At 67.9% G+C, this 16,596-nt stretch carries 18 protein-coding genes; 17 read left to right on the top strand and 1 reads right to left on the bottom strand.

Going from position 1 to position 16,596, the window contains the following annotated elements:
• Positions 1-8: 8 nt before the first annotated feature.
• The 11 genes from nuoE (at position 9) to BVI061214_RS06820 (ending at position 11,729) form a co-directional block, all read left to right on the top strand.
• Positions 9-554: an NADH-quinone oxidoreductase subunit NuoE gene (gene nuoE / locus BVI061214_RS06870; RefSeq protein WP_053767769.1), complete on the top strand. Its 546-nt coding sequence runs from the start codon at positions 9-11 to the stop codon at positions 552-554.
• Positions 551-1,864 (top strand): NADH-quinone oxidoreductase subunit NuoF, encoded by a 1,314-nt coding sequence (nuoF, locus tag BVI061214_RS06865; RefSeq protein ID WP_053767768.1) that lies wholly within the window; start codon positions 551-553, stop codon positions 1,862-1,864. Before nuoE ends, nuoF begins: the two co-directional genes overlap by 4 nt.
• Before the next feature lie 2 nt (positions 1,865-1,866).
• Complete coding sequence (gene nuoG, locus BVI061214_RS06860) at positions 1,867-4,218, top strand: NADH-quinone oxidoreductase subunit NuoG (protein ID WP_053768609.1); 2,352 nt, start codon at positions 1,867-1,869, stop codon at positions 4,216-4,218.
• 23 nt (positions 4,219-4,241) lie between these two features.
• Positions 4,242-5,306, top strand: coding sequence for an NADH-quinone oxidoreductase subunit NuoH (gene nuoH, locus BVI061214_RS06855; protein WP_156303301.1), 1,065 nt, complete (start codon positions 4,242-4,244; stop codon positions 5,304-5,306).
• Positions 5,303-5,851: an NADH-quinone oxidoreductase subunit NuoI gene (gene nuoI / locus BVI061214_RS06850; protein WP_003046191.1), complete on the top strand. Its 549-nt coding sequence runs from the start codon at positions 5,303-5,305 to the stop codon at positions 5,849-5,851. Before nuoH ends, nuoI begins: the two co-directional genes overlap by 4 nt.
• Entirely contained in the window at positions 5,848-6,381 is a 534-nt protein-coding gene (locus BVI061214_RS06845) for an NADH-quinone oxidoreductase subunit J family protein (RefSeq protein WP_003046194.1), read from the top strand. The genes nuoI and BVI061214_RS06845 overlap by 4 nt, the downstream gene beginning before the upstream one ends.
• Complete coding sequence (gene nuoK / locus BVI061214_RS06840) at positions 6,378-6,665, top strand: NADH-quinone oxidoreductase subunit NuoK (RefSeq protein ID WP_003046196.1); 288 nt, start codon at positions 6,378-6,380, stop codon at positions 6,663-6,665. Before BVI061214_RS06845 ends, nuoK begins: the two co-directional genes overlap by 4 nt.
• Before the next feature lies 1 nt (position 6,666).
• Entirely contained in the window at positions 6,667-8,487 is a 1,821-nt protein-coding gene (gene nuoL / locus BVI061214_RS06835; protein WP_053767766.1) for an NADH-quinone oxidoreductase subunit L, read from the top strand.
• Positions 8,481-9,890, top strand: coding sequence for a complex I subunit 4 family protein (locus tag BVI061214_RS06830; RefSeq protein ID WP_053767765.1), 1,410 nt, complete (start codon positions 8,481-8,483; stop codon positions 9,888-9,890). The genes nuoL and BVI061214_RS06830 overlap by 7 nt, the downstream gene beginning before the upstream one ends.
• Complete coding sequence (locus BVI061214_RS06825; protein WP_053767764.1) at positions 9,887-11,167, top strand: NADH-quinone oxidoreductase subunit N; 1,281 nt, start codon at positions 9,887-9,889, stop codon at positions 11,165-11,167. The genes BVI061214_RS06830 and BVI061214_RS06825 overlap by 4 nt, the downstream gene beginning before the upstream one ends.
• Positions 11,168-11,366: 199 nt before the next feature.
• Entirely contained in the window at positions 11,367-11,729 is a 363-nt protein-coding gene (locus BVI061214_RS06820) for a hypothetical protein (RefSeq protein ID WP_053767763.1), read from the top strand.
• Between the two features lie 76 nt (positions 11,730-11,805).
• On the opposite strand, the gene rocF is transcribed toward BVI061214_RS06820, so the two are convergent.
• The gene (gene rocF, locus BVI061214_RS06815; protein WP_156303237.1) at positions 11,806-12,672 is read right to left on the bottom strand and encodes an arginase; all 867 of its coding nucleotides are present in this window, start codon (positions 12,670-12,672) and stop codon (positions 11,806-11,808) included.
• 87 nt (positions 12,673-12,759) lie between these two features.
• Between rocF and BVI061214_RS06810 the strand changes: the two genes are divergently transcribed.
• The 6 genes from BVI061214_RS06810 to BVI061214_RS06785 form a co-directional block, all read left to right on the top strand.
• Positions 12,760-13,296 (top strand): DUF177 domain-containing protein, encoded by a 537-nt coding sequence (locus BVI061214_RS06810; RefSeq protein ID WP_053767761.1) that lies wholly within the window; start codon positions 12,760-12,762, stop codon positions 13,294-13,296.
• 60 nt (positions 13,297-13,356) lie between these two features.
• A complete protein-coding gene (gene rpmF, locus BVI061214_RS06805; protein WP_053767760.1) occupies positions 13,357-13,539 on the top strand; it encodes a 50S ribosomal protein L32 in 183 nt (60 codons plus the stop codon).
• 91 nt (positions 13,540-13,630) lie between these two features.
• On the top strand, positions 13,631-14,599 hold the full coding sequence (locus BVI061214_RS06800) for a beta-ketoacyl-ACP synthase III (RefSeq protein WP_053767759.1): 969 nt from the start codon (positions 13,631-13,633) through the stop codon (positions 14,597-14,599).
• Complete coding sequence (fabD, locus tag BVI061214_RS06795; RefSeq protein ID WP_053767758.1) at positions 14,599-15,516, top strand: ACP S-malonyltransferase; 918 nt, start codon at positions 14,599-14,601, stop codon at positions 15,514-15,516. Before BVI061214_RS06800 ends, fabD begins: the two co-directional genes overlap by 1 nt.
• A complete protein-coding gene (gene fabG, locus BVI061214_RS06790) occupies positions 15,509-16,246 on the top strand; it encodes a 3-oxoacyl-[acyl-carrier-protein] reductase (protein ID WP_053767757.1) in 738 nt (245 codons plus the stop codon). Before fabD ends, fabG begins: the two co-directional genes overlap by 8 nt.
• Positions 16,247-16,279: 33 nt before the next feature.
• Positions 16,280-16,596 (top strand): IS5 family transposase (locus BVI061214_RS06785; protein ID WP_053767756.1); only part of this gene is annotated, 317 nt, incomplete at its 3' end.

The raw sequence follows: 16,596 nt of genomic DNA, 5'->3' as shown, positions 1-16,596 counted from the left end.
GAGGGAAGATGGGGTTTTTTGACGACAAAAAGGAGTTCCTGGAGGCCACCTTCGCCAAGTACCCGCCCGAGGGCCGCCGAGCGGCCATCATGCCCCTTTTAAGGCGGGTGCAGCAAGAGGAGGGCTGGATCCGCCCGGAAAGGGTGGAGGAGATCGCCCGCCTGGTGGGCACCACGGCCACGGAGGTCATGGGGGTGGCGAGCTTTTACTCCTACTACCAGTTCGTGCCCACCGGCAAGTACCACCTCCAGGTCTGCGCCACCCTCTCCTGTAAGCTTGCGGGGGCGGAGGAGCTTTGGGACTACCTCACCCAAGAGCTGGGCATCGGCCCCGGGGAGGTGACCCCGGACGGCCTCTTTAGCGTGCAGAAGGTGGAGTGCCTGGGGTCCTGCCACACCGCCCCCGTGGTCCAGGTCAACGACGAGCCCTACGTGGAGTGCGTGACCAGGGCGAGGCTTAAGGCCCTTCTGGAAGGCCTCAAGGCGGGCAAGCGCCTGGAGGAGATTGAGCTTCCCGGCCGGTGCGGCCACCACGTGCACGAGGTGGAGGTATGACGGGCCCCATCGTTTCCGGACTGGACCCCCGCTTTGAGCGAACCCTCTACGCCCACGTGGGGAAGGAGGGCTCCTGGACCCTGGACTTCTACCTGGCCCAGGGAGGCTACGAGACCGCCAAGAAGGTCCTAAAGGAGAAGACCCCGGAGGAGGTCATAGAGGAGGTGAAGCGCTCGGGGCTAAGGGGCCGGGGCGGGGCGGGCTTCCCCACCGGGGTGAAGTGGAGCTTCATGCCCAAGGACGGGCAGCAGCACTACCTCATCTGCAACGCCGACGAGTCCGAGCCCGGGAGCTTCAAGGACCGCTACATCCTGGAGGACGTCCCCCACCTCCTCATTGAGGGGATGATCCTCGCCGGGTACGCCATCCGGGCCACGGTGGGCTACATCTACGTCCGGGGGGAGTATAGGCGGGCGGCGGACCGCCTCGAGGCCGCCATCGCCGAGGCCCGGGCCCGGGGGTATTTGGGCCAGAACCTCTTCGGCACCGGTTTTTCCTTTGACCTCCACGTCCACCGGGGGGCCGGAGCCTACATCTGCGGGGAGGAGACGGCCCTCATGAACTCCCTGGAGGGCCTCAGGGCCAACCCCCGCCTCAAGCCCCCCTTCCCCGCCCAGTCGGGGCTCTGGGGCAAGCCCACCACCATCAACAACGTGGAGACCCTGGCCGCGGTGGTGCCCATCCTAGAGCGGGGGGCGGACTGGTTCGCCCAGATGGGCACGGAGCAGTCCAAGGGGATGAAGCTCTACCAGGTCTCGGGGCCCGTGAAGCGCCCCGGGGTCTACGAGCTCCCCATGGGGACCACCTTCCGCGAGCTCATCTACGAGTGGGCGGGCGGGCCCCTGGAGCCCATCCAGGCCCTGATCCCCGGCGGCTCCTCCACCCCGCCCCTCCCCTTCACCGACGAGGTCCTGGACACGCCCATGAGCTACGAGCACCTGCAGGCCAAGGGCTCCATGCTGGGCACCGGGGGGGTGATCCTGATCCCGGAGCGGGTGAGCATGGTGGACGCCATGTGGAACCTGACCCGCTTCTACGCCCACGAGTCCTGCGGCAAGTGCACCCCCTGCCGGGAGGGGGTGGCGGGGTTCATGGTGAACCTCTTCGCCAAGATCGGCACGGGGGAGGGCGAGGAGAAGGACGTGGAGACCCTCGAGGCCCTCCTCCCCCTCATTGAGGGCCGGAGCTTCTGCCCCCTGGCCGACGCGGCGGTGTGGCCGGTGAAGGGGTCTTTGAAGCACTTCAAGGACCAGTACCTGGCCCTGGCGCGGGAGAAGCGGCCCGTGCCCAGGCCCAACCTCTGGAGGTGAAGGTGGTCAGGGTTAAGGTCAACGACCGCATCGTGGAGGTGCCCCCGGGAACTAGCGTCATGGACGCCGTCTTCCACGCGGGGTACGACGTGCCCCTCTTCTGCTCGGAAAAGCACCTCTCCCCCATCGGGGCCTGCCGCATGTGCCTGGTCAGGATCGGCCTCCCCAAGCGGGGGCCCGACGGCAAGCCCGTCCTGAACGAAAAGGGGGAACCGGAGATCGCCTGGCAGCCCAAGCTGGCGGCGAGCTGCGTCACCACCGTGGCCGAGGGGATGGTGGTGGACACCCTCTCGGAGGTGGTGCGGGAGGCCCAGGCGGGGATGGTGGAGTTCACCCTCCTCAACCACCCCCTGGACTGCCCCACCTGCGACAAGGGCGGGGCCTGCGAGCTCCAGGACCGCACCGTGGAGTACGGGCTCTACGAGAAGTACTACCAGAAGGACCCCCTCTCCCTCCCCGTCTACACCCGCTTTGAGTTCACCCGCCGCCACGAGGACAAGCACCACCCCCTTTCCCCCTTCGTGATCCTGGACCGGGAGCGGTGCATCCACTGCAAAAGGTGCGTGCGCTACTTTGAAGAGGTCCCCGGGGACGAGGTCCTGGACTTCATTGAAAGGGGCGTGCACACCTTCATCGGCACCATGGACTTCGGCCTGCCCTCGGGGTTTTCCGGCAACATCACCGACATCTGCCCCGTGGGGGCCCTTCTGGACCTCACCGCCCGCTTCCGCGCCCGGAACTGGGAGATGGAGGAGACCCGCACCACCTGCGCCCTCTGCCCCGTGGGCTGCGGCATCACCGCCGACACCAGGAGCGGGGAGCTCCTAAGGGTGAGGGCCCGGGAGGTGCCCGAGGTCAACGAGATCTGGATCTGCGACGCCGGCCGCTTCGGCCACGAGTGGGCGGACCAGGGCCGCCTCAAGAGCCCCCTGGTGCGCAAAGACGGGCGGCTTCAGGAGGCCACCTGGGAGGAGGCCTTTTTGGCCCTGAAGGAGGGGCTCAAGGGGGCGAGGGGCGAGGAGGTGGGGATCTACCTGGCCCACGACGCCACCCTCGAGGAGGGCCTCATGGCGGCCGAGCTCGCCAAGGCCCTCAAGACCCCCCACCTGGACTTCCAGGGCCGCACCGCCGCCCCGGCGAGCCTCTTCCCCGCCGCCACCATGGAGGACCTCCTCAAGGCCGACTTCGCCCTGGTCCTGGGAGACCCCACGGAGGAGGCCCCCATCCTGCACCTAAGGCTTTCCGAGTTCACCCGGGACCTCAAGCCCCCCTACCGCTTCGCCCACGGCACCCCCTTCGCTGACCTGCAGATCAAGGAGAGGATGCCCCGCCAAACCCACAAGCTCGCCGTCTTCGCCCCCCACCGCACCGCCCTCATGAAGTGGGCCTCGGTCCAGGGCCTCCACGCCCCCGGCGAGGAGCGGGAGATCCTCCTGGCCCTTCTGGGCGAGAAGGCGGGCGGCGAGGCGGTGGAGGCGGCCAAAGCCCTCTGGGAAAAGGCCCAAAGCCCCGTCCTCATCCTGGGGGCCGGGGTCCTGCAGGACGCGGTGGCCGCCGAGAGGGCGAGGCTTCTTTCCGAGCGCAAGGGGGCCAAGGTCCTGGCCATGACCCCGGCGGCCAACGCCCGGGGCCTCGAGGCCATGGGGGTCTGGCCCGGGGAAAAGGGGGCCGCCTGGGACGAGCCCGGAGCCCCCTACGCCTTCTATGGCTTCGTGCCCCCCGAGGAGGCCCTGAAGGGCAAGCGCTTCGTGGCCATGCACCTAAGCCACCCCCACCCCCTGGCGGAGCGCTACGCCCACGTGGTCTTCCCCGCCCCCACCTTCTACGAGAAGCGGGGCCACCTGGTGAACCTGGAGGGCCGGGTCCTCCCCCTTAGCCCCGCCCCCATAGAGAACGGGGAGGCGGAGGGAGCTCTGCAGACCCTGGCCCTTCTGGCTGAGGCCCTGGGGGTGAGGCCTCCCTTCCGGCTCCACCTGGAGGCGGAAAAGGAGCTTCGGGGGAGGAAGGTGCCCGAGGCCATGGGCCTCCTGGCCTACCGCACCAAGGCCCTCCGCCCCAGGGCCCAAACTGGCCGCCTCTACCTGAGGCCCACCATGTGGAAGGCCCACCAGGCCGTGGGCAAGGCCAAGGAGGCGGCGAGCCCCGAGCTTTGGGTCCACCCGGAAGACGCCCGGGCCGAGGCCCTCCTCGAGGGGGCAAGGGTGGCGGTGGAAACCCCCTTCGGCCCCGTGGAGGCCCGGGTGGTCCACCGGGAGGACGTGGCCAGGGGCTTCCTCTACCTGTCCGCTTTAGGCCCCATAGCCGGACTCAGGGTGGAGGGCAGGGTTCTGGTGCCCGCAGGAGGTGAAGCGTGAACTACCCCGTGGACCCTTACTGGATGGTGGCCCTGAAGGCCTTTTTGGTGGTGGTGGGCCTCCTCACCGCCTTCGCCTTCATGACCCTCATTGAAAGGCGGCTTCTCGCCCGCTTCCAGGTCCGCCTGGGCCCGAACCGGGTGGGGCCAGGGGGCCTCTTCCAGCCCATCGCTGACGCCATCAAGAGCATCTTCAAGGAGGACATCGTGGTGGAGCGGGCCGACAAGGTCCTCTTCGTCCTGGCCCCCCTGATCGGCGTGGTCTTCGCCCTCCTAGCCTTCGGGGCCATCCCCTTCGGCCCCCCGGGGAGCTTCTTCGGCTACCAGCCCTGGGTGCTGAACCTGGACCTGGGCCTCCTCTACCTCTTCGCCGTGAGCGAGATGGCCATCTACGGCATCTTCCTAGCGGGCTGGGCCTCGGGCAGCAAGTACAGCCTCCTGGGCTCCTTGCGCTCCTCGGCCAGCCTCATCTCCTACGAGCTGGGCTTGGGGATCGCCCTCCTCTCCCCCGTCCTCCTGGTGGGAAGCCTTAACCTGAACGACATCGTCAACTGGCAGAAGGAAAACGGCTGGCTCTTCCTCTACGCCTTCCCCGCCTTTTTGGTCTACGCCACCGCCGCTTTGGCCGAGGCCGCCCGCACCCCCTTTGACCTGCCCGAGGCCGAGCAGGAGCTGGTGGGGGGGTACCACACCGAGTACAGCTCCATCAAGTGGGCCCTCTTCCAGATGACGGAGTACATCCACTTCATCACCGCCAGCGCCCTCATCCCCACCCTCTTCCTGGGGGGCTGGACCATGCCCTTCCTGGAGGTGCCCTACCTCTGGATGTTCGTGAAGATCGCCTTCTTCCTCTTCCTCTTCATCTGGATCCGGGCCACCTGGTTCCGGCTCCGCTACGACCAGCTCCTCCGCTTCGGCTGGGGCTTCCTCTTCCCCGTGGCCCTGGTCTGGTTCCTGGTCACCGCCTTGGTGGTGGCCCTGGGCCTCCCCAAGACCTACCTCCTCTACCTCTCCGCCTTGAGCTTCCTGGTCCTCCTGGGGGGCCTCTTCTATAGCCCCAAGCCCGCCAGAAAAGGAGGTGGCGCATGACCCTGAAGGCCCTGGCCCAAAGCCTGGGGATCACCCTCAAGTACCTCTTTTCCAAACCGGTGACCGTCCCCTACCCCGACGCCCCCGTGGCCCTGAAGCCCCGCTTCCACGGGCGGCACGTCCTCACGAGGCACCCCAACGGCCTGGAGAAGTGCATCGGTTGCTCTCTGTGCGCCGCCGCCTGCCCCGCCTACGCCATCTACGTGGAGCCGGCGGAGAACGACCCGGAGAACCCGGTCTCGGCGGGGGAGCGGTACGCCAAGGTCTACGAGATCAACATGCTCCGGTGCATCTTCTGCGGCCTGTGCGAGGAGGCCTGCCCCACAGGGGCCATCGTCCTGGGCTACGACTTTGAGATGGCGGACTACCAGTACTCGGACCTCATCTACGGCAAGGAGGACATGCTGGTGGACGTGGTGGGCACCAAGCCCCAGCGCCGCGAGGCCAGGATCACCGGCAAGGCGGTGAAGCCCGGCTACGTGGTGCCCTACGTCCGCCCCGAGCTGGAGGGCTTCCAGGCCCCCACGGAGAGGAGGAAGCCATGAGCCCTTGGGAAGGCCTCGCCGTTCTTCTCCTTCTCCTGAGCGGGGTTCTGGTGGTCACCCTCAGGAACGCCATCCACGCCGCGCTGGCCCTCATCCTGAACTTTTTGGTGCTGGCCGGGGTCTACGTGGCCCTGGATGCCCGTTTCCTGGGTTTCATTCAGATCATCGTCTACGCCGGGGCCATCGTGGTCCTCTTCCTCTTCGTGATCATGCTCCTCTTCGCCGCCCAGGGGGAGATCGGCTTTGACCCCCTGGTGCGGGCCAGGCCCCTGGCCGCCCTCCTGGCCCTGGGCGTGGCCGCCCTCCTCCTCTCGGGCCTTTGGGGCCTGAAGCTGACCCTGGGCAAGGACCTCCAGGGAGGCCTGCCCCAGGCCCTGGGCCCCCTCCTCTACGGGGACTGGCTCTTCGTCCTGTTGGCGGTGGGCTTTCTCCTCATGGCGGCCACGGTGGTGGCCGTGGCCCTGGTCCAGCCCGCCAGGCCCCTAGACGCCCTCAAGCCCGAGGAGAAGGAAAAGGAGGTGGCGCGGTGAGCTTCCTCTTGGCCTCCGCCCTCCTTTTCGCCCTGGGGGTCTATGGGGTTCTGACCCGCAGGACGGCCATTTTGGTCTTTCTCTCCATTGAGCTTATGCTGAACGCCGCCAACCTCTCTCTGGTGGGCTTCGCCCGGGCCTATGGCCTCGAGGGCCAGGTGGCCGCCCTCATGGTGATCGCCATCGCCGCCGCCGAGGTGGCCGTGGGCCTGGGCCTCATCGTGGCCATCTTCCGCCACCGGGAGAGCACGGCCCTTGACGACCTTTCCGAGCTTAGGGGGTAGTATGACGCTTCTATTCGTGATTCTCCTTCCCCTCCTGGGGTTTGCCCTCCTGGGCCTCTTCGGCAAGAGGATGCGAGAGCCCTGGCCCGGGGTTCTGGCCTCGGGGCTCGTCCTCCTCTCCCTCCTCCTGGGGGTGGGCCTCCTCCTAGGGGGCGGGGCCCGCTTCCAGGCGGAGTGGCTTCCCGGCATCCCCTTCAGCCTCCTTCTGGACAACCTCTCCGGCTTCATGCTCATCATCGTGGCGGGCGTGGGCTTCCTCATCCACGTCTACGCCATCGGGTACATGGCGGGCGACCCCGGGTATAGCCGCTTCTTCGCCTACTTCAACCTCTTCATCGCCATGATGCTCCTCCTGGTCCTGGCCGACAGCTACCCGGTGATGTTCATCGGCTGGGAAGGGGTGGGCCTGGCCAGCTTCCTCCTCATCGGCTTCTGGTACAAAAACGCCCAGTACGCCGACAGCGCCCGCAAGGCCTTCATCGTGAACCGCATCGGCGACCTGGGCTTCATGCTGGGCATGGCCATCCTCTTTGCGCTCTACGGCACCCTCTCCATCAGCGAGCTAAGGGAGGCCCTGGAAGGCCCCCTGAAGAACCCGAGCCTTCTTGCCCTGGCGGGCTTTCTCCTCTTCGTGGGGGCCATCGGCAAAAGCGCCCAGGTGCCCCTCATGGTCTGGCTTCCCGACGCCATGGCCGGCCCCACCCCCGTCTCCGCCCTCATCCACGCGGCCACCATGGTGACGGCGGGGGTCTACCTCATCGCCCGGAGCTCCTTCCTCTACGCCGCCTTGCCCGACGTCTCCTACACCATCGCCGTCATCGGCCTCCTCACCGCCTTCTACGGGGCCCTTTCCGCCTTCGGCCAGACGGACATCAAAAAGATCGTGGCCTATTCCACCATCAGCCAGCTGGGCTACATGTTCCTGGCGGCGGGGGTGGGGGCCTACTGGGTGGCCCTCTTCCACGTCTTCACCCACGCCTTCTTCAAGGCCCTCCTCTTCCTGGCCTCGGGGAGCGTGATCCACGCCCTGGGCGGGGAGCAGGACGTGCGCAAGATGGGCGGCCTCTGGCAGCACCTGCCCCTGACCCGCTGGCACGGCCTGATCGGGGCCCTGGCCCTGGGTGGGCTTCCCCTCCTCTCCGGCTTCTGGTCCAAGGACGCCATCCTCACCGCCACCCTCACCTACCCCTTCGGGGGCTTTGGCTTCTACCTGGGGGCCCTTTTGGTGGCGGTCCTGACCGCCATGTACGCCATGCGCTGGTTCGTCCTGGTCTTCCTCGGCGAGGCGAGGGGCCACCACCACCCCCACGAGGCCCCGCCCGTCATGCTCTGGCCCAACCACCTGCTGGCCTTAGGCTCGGTCCTGGCGAGCTACCTGGCCCTGCCCCACCCCCTTCCCAACGTCCTGGAGCCCTTCCTGAAGCCCGCTCTGGCGGAGGTGGAGGCCCACCACCTCTCCCTTTTAGCGGAGTGGGGCCTGATCGCCCTCTCCGCCCTGGTGGCCCTTTTGGGGCTCTGGCTGGGCTACACCTTCTTCCAGCGGAAGGCCCTTCCCGCCTGGTACCAGACCTTTGAGGCCTGGAGCCGGGAAGCCTTCTACGTGGACCAGGTCTACAACGCCCTCATCGTCAACCCCTTGAAGGCCCTGGCGGAGGCCCTCTTCTACGGGGACCGGAGCCTTCTCGGCGGCTACTTGGGACTGGGGAGCCTGGTGCGGGCGGGGGGCGGCGCGGTGGCCCGGGCCCAGGTGGGCTACCTAAGGGTCTACGCCCTCCTCTTCGTCCTGGGGGCGCTTATCCTCTTGGGGGTGATGCGGTGGTAATCCTGGCCATTCTCCTACCCATCCTCTTCGGCGGGCTTCTCCTCCTGGGGCTTCCCCGAACCCTGGGGGTCCTGGGGGCGGGCCTCGCCTTTATCCTCAACCTCTTCCTCTTCCTGAACCACCCCGGTGGCGTGGCCTACGGCGTGGAGGCCCCCCTTCTGCCCCAGGCGGGGGTCTACTGGGCCTTCGGCCTGGACGGGCTTTCCGCCCTCTTCTTCCTCACCATCGCCCTCACCGTCTTCCTGGGGGCTCTGGTGGCCCGGGTGGAGGGGCGCTTTCTGGGCCTCGCCCTCCTCATGGAGGGGCTCCTCCTCGCCCTCTTCGCCGCCCGGGACCTGGTGGTCTTCTACCTCTTCTTTGAGGCGGCCCTGGTCCCCGCCCTCCTCATGCTCCTCTTCTACGGGGGCGAGGGGCGCGTAAAGGCCCTTTACACCTTCCTCCTCTTCACCCTGGCGGGCTCTTTGCCCATGCTGGCGGCCATCCTGGCGGTGAAGGCCTTAGGGGGTAGCCCCACCTTCCTCCTCCAGGACCTCCTGGCCCACCCGGTGAGGGGCCAGGCGGCCTTCTGGGTCTTTTTGGGCTTCGCCCTGGCCTTCGCCATCAAGACCCCCCTCTTTCCCCTCCACGCCTGGCTTCCCCTCTTCCACCAGGAGAACCACCCCTCGGGCCTGGCCGACGCCCTGGGGACCCTCTACAAGGTGGGGGTCTTCGCCTTCTTCCGCTTCGCCATCCCCCTGGCCCCGGAGGGCTTCGCCGAGGTGCAGGGGCTTCTCCTCTTCCTTGCCGCCATCTCCGCCCTCTACGGGGCCTGGCTGGCCTTCGCCGCCAGGGACTTTAAGACCCTCCTGGCCTACGCCGGCCTGGCCCACATGGGGGTGGCCGCCTTAGGGGTCTTCTCCGGCACGGCGGAGGGGGCTTTGGGTGGGCTTTACCTCCTGGCGGCGAGCGGGGTCTACACCGGGGGGCTGTTCCTCCTCTTCGGGCGGCTTTACGAGAGGACCCACACCCTGGAGATCGGCCGCTACCGGGGCCTGGCGCAAAGCGCTCCCGGGATGGCCGCTTTGGCCCTCTTCCTCTTCCTGGCCATGGTGGGCCTGCCCGGGCTTTCCGGCTTCCCCGGGGAGTTTCTGACCCTCCTCGGGGCCTACAGGGCGAGTCCCTGGCTGGCCGCCCTGGCCTTCCTCTCCGTCATCGCCTCCGCGGCCTACGCCCTCACCGCCTTCCAGAAGACCTTCTGGGAGGAGGAAAACCGGAGCGTGGAGGACCTGAAGGGGGCGGAGTGGGGCTTCGCCGCCCTTAGCGTTCTCACCTTGGTCCTCATGGGCGTCTTCCCCGGCTTCTTCCTCAGGGGCCTGAAGCCCCTGGCGGAGGCCTTCGCGCGGATCCTGGGAGGTGGCGCATGACCCTGGCCCTTTTCGCCCTCTTCTCCGTGGTCCTCACCCTTCTTGGCTTCTTCGTCCCCGTGCCCGTCTTCAAGCGGCTGGTGATCCTGGGCCTCTCCTTGGTCCTCCTCTCCCTCCTTTTCACCTGGGGGAAGCCCTTTGCCTTCGGGCCCTACGAGGTGGACGGGGTTTCCCGGGTCTTCACCCTCTTGGCCCTGATCGGGGCCTTGTGGACGGTGGGCCTGGTGCGCACGGGGCGGTTTGAGTTTTACCTTCTGGTGCTTTACGCCGCCTTCGGCATGCACCTTCTCGCCTCCACCAAGAACCTCATCCTGATGCTGGTGGCCCTCGAGGCCCTCTCCCTCCCCCTCTACGCCCTGGCCACCTGGCGGAGGGGCGAGGGGCTGGAGGCCGCCCTCAAGTACTTCCTCCTGGGGGCCTTGGCCGCCGCCTTCTTCCTCTACGGCGCCGCCCTCCACTACGGGGCCACGGGGAGCCTGGTGGCGGGCACCCCCGGAGAGGGCCCCCTCTACGCCCTGGCCCTGGGCCTCCTCCTGGTGGGCCTGGGCTTCAAGGTGGCCCTGGCCCCCTTCCACTTCTGGACCCCGGACGTCTACGCGGGAAGCCCCACCCCGGTGGTCCTCTTCATGGCCACGGGGGTGAAGGCGGCCGCCTTCGCCGCCCTCCTGCGGGTGGTGGCCCCCGGGGGCCTCGAGGGCCTGGCCCTCCTCATCGCCCTCTCGGTGGTGGTGGGGAACCTGGCCGCCTTGGCGCAGAAGGAGGCCAAAAGGCTTCTCGCCTATAGCTCCATCGCCCACGCCGGCTACATGGCCCTGGCCCTCTACACCGGAAACGCCGGGGCCCTGGCTTTCTACCTCCTCACCTACGTCCTGGGGACGGGCCTGGCCTTCGCCGTCCTTTCGGAGATCTCCCCGGGCCGCGTGCCCCTGGAGCGCCTCAAGGGCCTATTCCACAAAGACCCCCTCCTGGGCCTCGCCCTCTTCATCTCCTCCCTCTCCCTCCTGGGCCTGCCGCCTTTGGCGGGCTTCTGGGGGAAGTACCTGGTTTTCACCGAGGCCGCCAGGGCGGGGGCCTGGGGGCTATTGGTCCTAGCCCTGGTCACCAGCGCCATAAGCGCCTACTACTACCTGGCCCTGGGGCTCGCCGTCTTCCAGAAGGGGGAGGCGGAGGCCAGGGTGAAGCCCCTCTCCCGGGGCGTGGCCCTTCTGGTGGCCCTCTTCCTCCTCCTCCTGGGCCTCTTCCCTGGGGCGCTCCTGCCTGCTTTGGCAGCGGGCTAAAAGGCTTTTCTGGGGCCCCCACCGCGGCTTTCGCCGCGGTGGGGCACTTAAATACCCCGCCGTGGCAAGAGCCACGGCGGGGGCCCCAAAGAAGCCTATCCGGGGCGGCCGCTTAAACGCGCAAGAGGCATTCTGCCCCTTGCCCCTTTTTTCGCCCCCCGCCTAAACTGAAGGGCGAAGCTAGACTGAAGGGCGAAGCATGGAAGACCTCAAGGCCCTCTTAAAGAACCCCCTGGCCTACGTGGCCAGGAGGGCGGAGGCCTGGGCCAAGCCCCTCAGGGGCGCCTGGCTTCTGGGGGTGGCCAGCGGCTTCCTCTGGCCGGAGGCCCCGCCCCCCAAGGACGCCGCCGCCCTCTTTCGCCGCCTCGAGGGGGCCTGGCGGGAGTCCGAGGCCTACTTCTTGGACACGGGCCTGGACTTCCCCCTTCTGGTGAGCGAGTGGGCCCGGGAGGCCCTGGAGGCCAGGGAGGCCCGGAAAACCCCCATCCCCTACCAGGAGATGAGAGGGGCCTTCCAGCAGGGCCAAGAGGTGGGCCGCCTCCTAAGAAGGCGCCTAGGCTAAGCGACCGCCCATTGCTTTAGAGCCTGGGATGTTCCCTTTTGGGGCCCCCGCCGTGGCTCCCGCCACGGCGGGGTACCTAGAGGATCCGCTTGCCGAGGAGGCTAAGGGCAAGCCCCACCATCATGAGGGCGGTGCGGTTTTTCTCGTCTAAAATGGGGTTCACCTCCACCAGGTCCAGGCTCCTCACTCGCCCGGAAAGGGCCAGGATCTCCATGAGGAGGTGGGCCTCGCGGTAGCTAAGCCCCCCGGGGACCGGGGTCCCCACCCCCGGGGCCAGGGTGGGGTCCAGGACGTCGGCGTCCAAGGACACGTGGAGGGGAAGCCCCTCCAGGTAACTCAGGGCCTCCTCGGCGATGGGGGCTATGCCCAAGCGGTCCACCTCGTGCATGGTGTAGACCCTGACCCCCATCTCCTTGAGGAGCCGGGCCTCCCCCGGGTCCACGCTTCTGACCCCTATGAGGACCACGTCCTTAGGGTCCACCGCTTGGAAGACTTCGGTGAGCCTGGGGTGCCCCAGCCCGCAGAGCACCGCCAGGGGCATGCCGTGGATGTTGCCGGAGGGGCTGGTCTCAGGCGTGTTGAAGTCGGCGTGGGCGTCCACCCAGATGACCCCCACCCGCCCCCGGGCCACCCCGGAGACCGAGCCCATGGCCAGGGAGTGGTCCCCCCCGAGGACGATGGGAAAAACCTCCTCGGGCAGGTTCATGAGCCTTTCCTTGAGCTCCAAGGCCGCTTGGCGGATCTCCTCCAGGTAGGGGCCCTTTCTGCCCCTCAGGGTCTCCGCCAGGGGCACCCGGACGTTCCCCAGGTCCTCCACGGCGAGGCCCAAAGCCTCCAGCTCCTCCAGAAGCCTGGCGTAGCGGAGGGCAGAAGGACCCATGTCCACCCCGCGCCGCCCCGCCCCCAGGTCCATGGGCACGCCCACCACGGCCACGCGTTCCATGGGCCTGAGGGTAGCAAAAAGCCCTATGCGTTGCTCGGGAAGTTTATGCCCTAGGAAAAGGGGCAAGGTTGCGCTATACTTGGAAGGATGGATTACCGCGAGGTGGCCAGCATCAACCTAGCCCGCCTCCTGAAGGAAGGAGGCGTAGCCCGCGCTTCCGGCGCAGTGCAGGAAGCGTTCCACGTGGGCGAGGAGCGCTTTCCCCTCCAGGGCGAGGCCCTTTGGAAGGTGAGCGTCTCCTCGGTGGGGGGGCACGAGTACTGGCTCTCCGGCGAGGTGGAGGGGGTGGTCCTCATGGAGTGCCGCCGCTGCCTCAAGCCCACCCCTACCCCCATCCACGCCCACTTCCAGCACATGCTCCGCTACGAGCCGGGGCTTAAAGAGGTGGTCTTCCACGAGGAGGCCGAGGACGAGTACTACGCCTTCGGAGAGCCGGACCTGGACCTCCTCCCCTTCCTCACCGAGGCCTTTGTGAGCGAGATGCCCTTCACCGTCCTCTGCGAGGAGGGGTGCAAGGGCCTCTGCCCGGTGTGCGGGGCGGACCGCAACCTGGTGGACTGCGGCCACGAGGTGGAGGCCCACCACCCCTTCCTGGGTCTTAAAGACCTCCTTCCCGAACTCTAGGGCTTCTGCTATACTACCAGGGGTTTAGCGGGGGCCTTTGCCCCCCACGGAGGACTGGAGATGGCCAAGCACCCTGTACCCAAGAAGAAGACCTCTAAGGCGCGGCGCGATGCCCGTAGGAGCCACCACGCCCTCACCCCCCCCACCCTGGTCTCCTGCCCCGAGTGCAAGGCCATGCGCCCTCCCCACACCGTCTGCCCCCAGTGCGGCTACTACGACGGGCGCAAGGTTCTGGAAGTCTAGACCCGGTCAAGGAAACATGGCCCCGCATGGCGGGGCCTCAACTTTTTACGGGTCCGCCGGGTATAGTGAGGCCCATGACGGGAGGTCAGACATGAGCGGCATCCTGGCCCTGGGGGCCTACACGCCCCAGAGGGTGATGAAAAACGAGGACTTTGAGGCCTACCTGGACACCTCCGACGAGTGGATCGTGACCCGCACGGGAATCCGGGAACGGCGCATCGCCGCCCCCGACGAGTACACCTCGGACCTGGCCTTCAAGGCGGTGGAGGACCTCCTAAGGCGGCACCCGGGGGCCCTCGAGGGCGTGGACGGGGTCATCGTGGCCACCAACACCCCGGACGCCCTCTTTCCCGACACCGCCGCCCTGGTCCAGGCCCGCTTCGGCCTAAACGCCTTCGCCTACGACCTCCTGGCGGGCTGCCCGGGGTGGATCTACGCCCTGGCCCAGGCCCACGCCCTGGTGGAGGCGGGGCTGGCCCGCAAGGTCCTCGCCATCGGGGCCGAGGCGCTATCCAAGATCCTGGACTGGAACGACCGGGCCACCGCCGTTCTCTTCGGGGACGCCGGCGGAGCGGCGGTGGTGGGGAAGGTGCGGGAGGGGTTCGGCTTCCGCTCCTTCGTCCTGGGTTCAGACGGCACGGGGGCCAAGGAGCTCTTCCACGCCTGCGTGGCCCCCAGACTCCCCGACGGCACCCCCATGGAAAAGCGCCTTCGCATGAACGGGCGGGAGGTCTTCAAGTTCGCCGTGCGGGTCATGAACACCGCCACCCTCGAGGCCATAGAAAAGGCGGGCCTAACGCCCGAGGACATCAAGGTCTTCGTCCCCCACCAGGCCAACCTGCGCATCATTGACGCCGCCCGGGAGCGCCTGGGCCTCCCCTGGGAGCGGGTGGTGGTCAACGTGGACCGCTACGGCAACACCTCCACCGCCTCCATCCCCCTAGCCCTCAAGGAGGCGGTGGACGAGGGCCGGATCAGGGAGGGGGACCACGTGCTCCTGGTCTCCTTCGGGGCCGGGCTCACCTGGGCCGCCGCCGTCCTCACCTGGGGGGGTACCTGATGTACGCCGCCCTCTTCCCCGGCCAAGGCTCGCAGAAGCTGGGCATGGGCCAGGCCCTCTACCAGGCCTTCCCCGCCGCCAAAGAGGTCCTGGACCGGGCCGAGGCCGCCCTTCCCGGCCTCCTCAAGCTCATGTGGGAGGGGCCGGAGGAGGCCCTCACCCTCACGGAAAACCAGCAGCCCGCCCTCCTTTGCGTGGGCTACGCCGCCTACCGGGCCTTCCTGGAGGCGGGGGGCAAGGAGCCCGCCCTGGCCGCCGGGCACTCCCTGGGAGAGTGGACGGCCCACGTGGCGGCGGGGACTTTGGAGCTGGAGGAGGCCCTCCATCTGGTGCGCCTCAGGGGGCGGTACATGCAGGAGGCCGTCCCTCCGGGGGAAGGGGCCATGGCCGCCATCCTGAAGCTTCCCAAGGAGGAGATCGCCGAGGCCCTGAAGGGCCTGGAAGGGGTAGAGACCGCCAACCTCAACGCCCCCGAGCAGACGGTGATCTCCGGCAAGAAGGAGGCGGTGGAGAAGGCGGCTGAGGTCCTAAAGGCGAAAAGGGCCCGGGTGGTCTTCCTACCCGTCTCCGCGCCCTTCCACTCCTCCCTCATGCGTAGCGCCCAAGAGCGCCTGGCCCAGGACCTGGCCCGGGTGGCCTTTAAGAGGCCCCGCTTCCCCGTCTACTCCAACGTGACCGCAAGCCCCGAGGAAGACCCCGAGCGCATCAAGGCCCTGCTCCTCGCCCAGATCACCGCCCCGGTGCGCTGGGTGGATATTCTTTTGGACATGGAAAGGCGGGGGCTTAGGCGCTTCCTGGAGTTCGGAAGCGGGGAGGTCCTGAAGGGCCTGGTGGCGAGGACGCTGAAAGAGGCCGAGGCCCTGAGCGTCGTGGACCCCGAAAGCCTGAGAAAAGCCCTGGAGGTGGCGCATGCGTAAAGCCCTGATCACCGGCGCAAGCCGCGGCATCGGCCGGGCCATCGCCCTGAGGCTGGCGGAGGACGGCTTCGCCCTGGCCATCCACTATGGCCATAACCGGGAGAAGGCCCTGGAGGTGGCCGAGGAGGCCAAGAGGCGGGGAAGCCCCCTGGTGGCGGTCCTGGAGGCCAACCTCCTCGAGGCCCAGGCGGCCACGACCCTGGTCCACCAAGCGGCGGAGGCCCTAGGCGGGCTGGACACACTGGTCAACAACGCCGGCATCACCCGGGACACCCTCCTGGTGCGCATGAAGGACGAGGACTGGGAGGCCGTTTTGGAAGCCAACCTCTCCGCCGCCTTCCGCACCACCCGGGAGGCGGTCAAGCTCATGATGAAGGCCCGCTTCGGCCGCATCGTCAACATCACCAGCGTGGTGGGCCTCCTGGGGAACCCGGGCCAGGCCAACTACGTGGCCTCCAAGGCGGGCCTCATCGGCTTCACCCGGGCGGTGGCCAAGGAGTACGCGGGGAGGGGCATCACCGCGAACGCCGTGGCTCCCGGCTTCATAGAAACCGAGATGACGGAAAGGCTCCCCGAGGAGGTGAAGAAGGCCTACCTGGCCCAGATTCCCGCCGGGCGCTTCGGCCGCCCCGAGGAGGTGGCCGAGGCCGTGGCCTTTCTGGTCTCTGAGCGGGCGGCCTACATTAACGGCCAGACCCTCTGCGTGGACGGGGGGCTCACCCCGCACTAAGAGGCTGTCGTAAAAGGGTGGTATCCTTGAAGGGTGCCTCTTAGACGATGTTACCCCAGCGACCTAACCGACGAGGAGTGGGGCCTCCTGGAGCCCCTCATCCCCGCCCCCAAGCCCGGCGGCCGGCCCGCCAAGGTGTCCAGAAGAGAGATCATGAACGCCATCCTTTACGTCCTGAAGAACGGCATTCCCTGGCGAGCCATGCCCCATGACCTGCCCCACTGGTCCACCGTCTACCACTACTTTCGCCGGTGGCAGAAGGAGGGGGTGTGGGAGAAAGCGGTGCAAGCCCTGGTCCGCCGGGACCGGGAGCGAGAAGGGAGACCCGCTTCCCCCAGCGCCCTGGTCAT

This window comes from Thermus aquaticus, from assembly GCF_001280255.1.
Classification (GTDB): Bacteria; Deinococcota; Deinococci; order Deinococcales; family Thermaceae; genus Thermus; species Thermus aquaticus.
Note: the sequence above shows the minus strand (reverse complement) of the source record. Positions and strands in the feature narration are given on the sequence as shown.

Excerpts from the sequence above, each read along its gene's own strand:
- nuoI (WP_003046191.1), top strand. The coding sequence starts at position 5,303 with ATGACCCTGAAGGCCCTGGCCCAAAGCCTGGGGATCACCCTCAAGTAC.
- nuoH (WP_156303301.1), top strand. The coding sequence starts at position 4,242 with ATGGTGGCCCTGAAGGCCTTTTTGGTGGTGGTGGGCCTCCTCACCGCC.
- fabG (WP_053767757.1), top strand. The coding sequence starts at position 15,509 with ATGCGTAAAGCCCTGATCACCGGCGCAAGCCGCGGCATCGGCCGGGCC.
- rocF (WP_156303237.1), bottom strand. The coding sequence starts at position 12,672 with ATGGAACGCGTGGCCGTGGTGGGCGTGCCCATGGACCTGGGGGCGGGG.
- nuoL (WP_053767766.1), top strand. The coding sequence starts at position 6,667 with ATGACGCTTCTATTCGTGATTCTCCTTCCCCTCCTGGGGTTTGCCCTC.
- BVI061214_RS06825 (WP_053767764.1), top strand. The coding sequence starts at position 9,887 with ATGACCCTGGCCCTTTTCGCCCTCTTCTCCGTGGTCCTCACCCTTCTT.
- rpmF (WP_053767760.1), top strand. The coding sequence starts at position 13,357 with ATGGCCAAGCACCCTGTACCCAAGAAGAAGACCTCTAAGGCGCGGCGC.
- BVI061214_RS06820 (WP_053767763.1), top strand. The coding sequence starts at position 11,367 with ATGGAAGACCTCAAGGCCCTCTTAAAGAACCCCCTGGCCTACGTGGCC.
- BVI061214_RS06810 (WP_053767761.1), top strand. The coding sequence starts at position 12,760 with ATGGATTACCGCGAGGTGGCCAGCATCAACCTAGCCCGCCTCCTGAAG.
- fabD (WP_053767758.1), top strand. The coding sequence starts at position 14,599 with ATGTACGCCGCCCTCTTCCCCGGCCAAGGCTCGCAGAAGCTGGGCATG.
- BVI061214_RS06845 (WP_003046194.1), top strand. The coding sequence starts at position 5,848 with ATGAGCCCTTGGGAAGGCCTCGCCGTTCTTCTCCTTCTCCTGAGCGGG.
- nuoF (WP_053767768.1), top strand. The coding sequence starts at position 551 with ATGACGGGCCCCATCGTTTCCGGACTGGACCCCCGCTTTGAGCGAACC.
- nuoE (WP_053767769.1), top strand. The coding sequence starts at position 9 with ATGGGGTTTTTTGACGACAAAAAGGAGTTCCTGGAGGCCACCTTCGCC.
- BVI061214_RS06800 (WP_053767759.1), top strand. The coding sequence starts at position 13,631 with ATGAGCGGCATCCTGGCCCTGGGGGCCTACACGCCCCAGAGGGTGATG.